This is a genomic window from Cellulosimicrobium sp. CpK407 (assembly GCF_051844275.1).
GTDB lineage: Bacteria > Actinomycetota > Actinomycetes > Actinomycetales > Cellulomonadaceae > Cellulosimicrobium > Cellulosimicrobium cellulans_G.
In genome coordinates this window covers 1-3,367 of record NZ_JBGNYC010000093.1, presented here as the reverse complement: position 1 = coordinate 3,367, position 3,367 = coordinate 1, and the positions used below count along the sequence as shown (strand labels likewise).

Genomic DNA, 3,367 nt, shown 5'->3' with positions numbered 1-3,367 from the left:
ACCTGCAGTTCGTCGTGCGCGCCCAGCGCGGGCTCCTCCGGCTGCGGACGGGCGACGTGCGGGAGGCGCTCGTCGAGATGGAGGAGGCGGCCACGGGCGTCGACGACGCGCGCCCGCTCGACGCCGCGGTGCTCATGCTGAACCTCGGGTCGCTGCGGCTCGAGCTCGGCGACGCCGAGGGAGCGAGCCGCGACCTGGACGACGCCGTGCGCCGGGGCGTCGCGCTCGGGGACGACCTCCTCGTCTCCAAGGCGCGCCACAACCTCGGGTACGCGGAGTACCTCCGTGGCGATCTCCCGGTCGCGCTGCGTGCGATGGACGAGGCCGCCGACCAGGCGCCGGACCGGCACGCCGCGGTCGGTCTGATCGACCGCGCGCAGGTCCTGCTCGACGCCGGCCTGCTGACCGAGGCCGACGACGCGCTGCGCGAGGCGCGCGAGCACCTCTCGCGCTACCGCATGCTGCGCGACCTCGCCGAGGTCGAGCTGGTGCGGTCGCGCGTCGTGCTCGGCCTGCGACGCTACGCCGACGCCCGCCGCCTGGCCCGGTCGGCGTCGCGCCGGTTCGACCGGCTCGGGAACACCCCGTGGATGCTGCGAGCCCGCGTCGCCGAGCTGCAGGCGGCGCTCACGGAGCACCGGTCGGACGGCGTGACGCCGACGACGGCACGGCGGCACGCCGGCTGGGCGCTCGCCCTCGCGCGCGAGGGCGAGGCGCTCGGCGGAGCCGCCGGCCTCGGCGTGACGATCCCGGCCCAGCTCCTCGCGGCCGAGTGGCTCGTGACCGCGGGGGACGTTCCCGCCGCGCAGGACGTCCTGGCGCAGGTTCCCGGGCGGCTCGACCGCGCCCCGCTGCCCGTGCGGCTGCAGCACGAGGCCGTGCTCGCCCAGCTCGCGTTCGCGGCCGGGGACCGCCGTGGCGGCGTGCGGGCCGTGCGGCGCGGCCAGTCGGCCCTCGCCGAGCACCGCGCGCGGCTCGGCTCCGTGGACGCGGTGACGGCGTCGGCCGTGCACGGGGTCCGGCTCGGCAACGTGGACGTGGCGGCGGCGCTGCGGACGCGGCGCCCGGGGACGATCTTCGACGCGGTCGAGCGCGGCCGCGCGGCGTTCGCCGGCACCGGCCGTGTGCGGCCTCCGTCGGACCCGGTCCTCGCGGACCTCCTCGCCGCGGCGCGCCGCGAGGTCGAGGCAGCCCGCGCGCTCGGCGCGCCCTCGGACCCCTCGCACCTCGCCCGTCGCCAGGACCACCTGCGGTCTGCCCGTCGGCTGCAGGACGACGCGCGTCGCCGCGCCTGGCAGCACGGGGGAGAGGCCGCCACGCCGCTGGCCACGACGGAGCGCCGGCTCCGGGCCGCGCTCGCCGCGGCGGGCTCCGACGCCGTGGTCGCCGACCTCGTGGTCGAGGGCGACGACGTCCTCGCCGTCCGCGTGTCCGCGGCGGGGACGCGGCTCGTGCGGCTCGCGCCGCGCACGACGGTCGCGGAGCGCGTGCGCCGCGCGCGGGCCGACTTCGCGGTCCTCTCCAACGTGCTCATCCCCGTCCCGATGCGGGAGGCGGCGGTCGCGTCGCTCACGCGCACCCTGACCGCGCTCGACGACGCGCTCGTCGTCCCTCTGGAGGCCGACGGCGACCTGCACCTCGCCGCGCGCGACCTCCTGCTCGCGCTCCCGTGGGCCTCTCTGCCGTCACGGCGCGGGCGACGGACGTGGGCGAACTCGTGGGTGGACCTGCGGGTCGGGGACCCGACGCGGCGTGCCGACGAGGCGCTCGTCGTCGCCGGCCCCGGGCTGCGGTTCTCGGGTGCGGAGGCCAAGCTCGTCGCGTCGGTCTGGGAGGGCTCCGAGGCCCTCGCGGGCGAGGACGCCACGTGCGAGGCGGTGGTCGAGGGCCTCCGGAGCGCCGGGGTGGTCCACCTCGCGGCGCACGGGACGCACGAGACCGACAACCCGCTCTTCTCCTCGCTGCGGCTCGCCGACGGCCCGCTGTTCGCGCACGAGCTGGACGGGATCGACCTGCACGGCGTGGTCGTGGTCCTCTCGGCGTGCGAGGTGGGGCTCTCGACGCCGCGCATCGGCGGCGAGTCCCTCGGCCTGACGAGCGTGCTGCTGCGCCTCGGCGCGCGAGCGGTGGTCGCGAGCGTCGCCCCGCTGCGCGACGACGTCGCCGCGCGCGTCATGCCCTCGCTCCACGCCGAGCTGCGCGACGGCGCCATGCCAGGGACGGCGCTCGCCCGCGCCGTCGCCGACGAGCCCGAGCCCGTCCCGCTCGTGTGCTTCGGGCCGCTGGTGCTCTGACCGGGCAGGGGAGCGGAGGCAGCGCCTCGGTGCGCGACCGCGGTTTGGAGCACCCGCCGACGTCCCGTACGATGGGCGTGTACCCAAGACCGCCGGTCGTCCGATGCTGCCCGCAGACTCCGTCTGCAGGACGTGACGGACCGAAGTCCCACCACGAGGTGGAGGCCAGCGCAGGTAGCGAATCGACGACGTCCGCCCGGCCCCGCCGCGCGTGCGACTGCGAGCCCCGCGCCTGCGCGGGGCTCTTTCTCGTTCCGGGACGGACGCCGGTGGTACCACCACCGGAAGGATTGCCATGGCGAGGCCGGACAAGGCAGCCGCAGTCGCCGAGATCTCGGACAAGTTCCGAGACTCGAACGCTGCCGTGCTGACCGAGTACCGCGGGCTCACCGTCGCGCAGCTCAAGCAGCTGCGTCGGTCGCTCAGCGGCAACGCAACCTACGCCGTGGTGAAGAACACGCTGACCGCCATCGCGGCCAAGGAGGCCGGTGTCGAGGGACTCGACGCCGACCTGCAGGGCCCGTCGGCAATCGCCTTCGTCACCGGGGACCCGGTCGAGGCTGCCAAGGGTCTGCGTGACTTCGCCAAGGCGAACCCCGCGCTGGTCATCAAGGGCGGTGTCCTCGACGGGCGCCCCCTGACCGCCGCGGAGGTCACGAAGCTCGCGGACCTCGAGTCCCGCGAGGTCCTGCTGGCCAAGGCGGCCGGCGCGATGAAGGCCAAGCTCTTCCAGGCTGCCTACGTCTTCACCGCGAACACCGCCCAGGCCGCCCGCGTCATCGATGCCCTGCGTCAGAAGCAGGAATCGGAGGGCGCTGCCGCCTGATCCCGCGCCCGGGGCACGCCCCGGTCTCGTGATCCACGCAGCGCAAGCACACACCCCGCTTCTGGCAGGCCCGCACCGGGCCGCTGCCGAGCACCGACCGAAAGGAACGCCATCATGGCGAAGCTCAGCACCGACGAGCTCATCGAGCAGTTCAAGGAGCTCACCCTCATCGAGCTCAACGAGTTCGTGAAGGCCTTCGAGGAGACCTTCGAGGTCACCGCCGCCGCCCCCGCCGCCGTCGCGGTCG

At 75.6% G+C, this 3,367-nt stretch carries 2 protein-coding genes and 1 pseudogene; all 3 read left to right on the top strand.

Annotated features, from left to right (window positions below):
* Nucleotides 1-2,294, top strand: a 2,294-nt coding sequence (locus tag ABWU78_RS20830) for a CHAT domain-containing protein (RefSeq protein WP_439159382.1), incomplete at its 5' end; no start/stop codon positions are given.
* 295 nt (nucleotides 2,295-2,589) lie between these two features.
* Nucleotides 2,590-3,120: a 50S ribosomal protein L10 gene (gene rplJ / locus ABWU78_RS20825; protein WP_021483443.1), complete on the top strand. Its 531-nt coding sequence runs from the start codon at nucleotides 2,590-2,592 to the stop codon at nucleotides 3,118-3,120.
* Between the two features lie 114 nt (nucleotides 3,121-3,234).
* Nucleotides 3,235-3,367 (top strand): annotated as a pseudogene (locus ABWU78_RS20820) (50S ribosomal protein L7/L12); the annotation flags it as partial.